This window comes from Aeromonas taiwanensis (genome assembly GCF_000820165.1).
GTDB lineage: Bacteria > Pseudomonadota > Gammaproteobacteria > Enterobacterales > Aeromonadaceae > Aeromonas > Aeromonas taiwanensis.
On the sequence record NZ_CDDD01000068.1, the window covers coordinates 1 to 1,335 of the forward strand.

At 57.6% G+C, this 1,335-nt stretch carries 1 protein-coding gene and 1 pseudogene; one reads left to right on the top strand and one right to left on the bottom strand.

Going from position 1 to position 1,335, the window contains the following annotated elements; all coding sequences use genetic code 11:
* Positions 1-313: pseudogene (locus tag BN1136_RS12330) on the bottom strand (phenylalanine--tRNA ligase subunit alpha); the annotation flags it as partial.
* Positions 314-950: 637 nt separating this feature from the next.
* Here BN1136_RS12330 and BN1136_RS12335 point away from each other — a divergent pair.
* Positions 951-1,335: hypothetical protein (locus BN1136_RS12335; RefSeq protein WP_197068448.1), on the top strand; the 385-nt coding region annotated here is incomplete at its 3' end.

Here is a 1,335-nt window from a genome sequence, read left to right on the forward strand (position 1 = left end):
TCGATGCGCTCTATGGTGCGGGTCACCGGGTGCAGACCGCCATTCTCGATACGGCGGCCCGGCAGGCTGACGTCGATGGTCTCGGCGGCCAGCTTCTGGTTCAGCACGGCGGCTTCGAGGGCCTCACGACGATCGTTCAGGGCATCCTGAACCTGCTGTTTGGCCTGGTTGATCACGGCGCCGGCGGCCGGACGCTCTTCAGCGGACAGGGCGCCCAGGCCCTTCATCTGCTCGGTAAAAAAGCCCTTTTTACCCAGATATTTGACCCNNTTTCGGCCTTGGCCTGGCCGACTACTTCTTCAAGCTGTTGCATGTCTTCCTCGTCACCACTCCCGGAACAGGAGCCTTTAGGCTAAATAAGGTCAAGAGGGGAATAATACAAAAAAAGCCCCTTCACTGACCATAGTTAAGGTGCCCTTTTCTCCCTGCAAATCATTTTGTTATATCAAGCGAGCCCCAAGTGCTTCCCCACTCGCCTGAAATAATGAGTGTTTATTCTAGTTTGTTGGCATATGTCGTTGATAGCAGGTGCTGTGAAGCATGACCCGCCGTTGCACCACTCACCACGAGCAGTAAAAGAGAGGATTTATTCAACCTCATATATCCATCAAATCAGCAAGATGCATATCAACGCGTGATGCGCCAATCGATAGCGAGCCAGGGGCTAGCGACGACGCTTGGGGAGCAATTATCGGGCACTTTCTCTCATGCAGCAGGCGACGAATATGCCTATGAACCCAGGCAAATAGCATCGCTGAGGTGCTTCTTGTGCATAACCCCCCTGCTTTCAGTAGCTGGCCATGGCTGCACCACCAAAGTTCGATGGTCCAAGAGAGCAACCGGGTAGTCACCTGACAATACCCTCCACTCCCCCTTCCTTGCGGGAATAGGCGGCATCANNGATCACCGCATTGTTCACCGGCCCATTGAGTGCCAGCAGCGAAGACCTCATGCATGATCGCGGCCGTTATCTGCTCAAGATATCGGGCTGCAACGATTGTCATACCCCCGGCTATGCACAGAGCGGAGGGGCCGTGCCCGAGCAGGAGTGGCTGACAGGCGACAGCCTTGGCTGGCGAGGCCCCTGGGGCACCACCTACCCGAGCAATCTGCGCCGCTACATGCAGACGATCAGCGAAGAGCAGTGGCTGGCCCAGGCAAAGACCCGGCAATACCGGCCGCCCATGCCGTGGTTTGCGCTCAGGGATATGTCGGAGGACGACCTTCGCGCCATCTACCGCTTCACCAAGCATCTGGGGGCTGCAGGCGCTCCGGCCCCCGCCTACCTGACGCCGGAGCAAATGCCAGAGGGGCCCTTCGTGCAGTTCCCTGCCC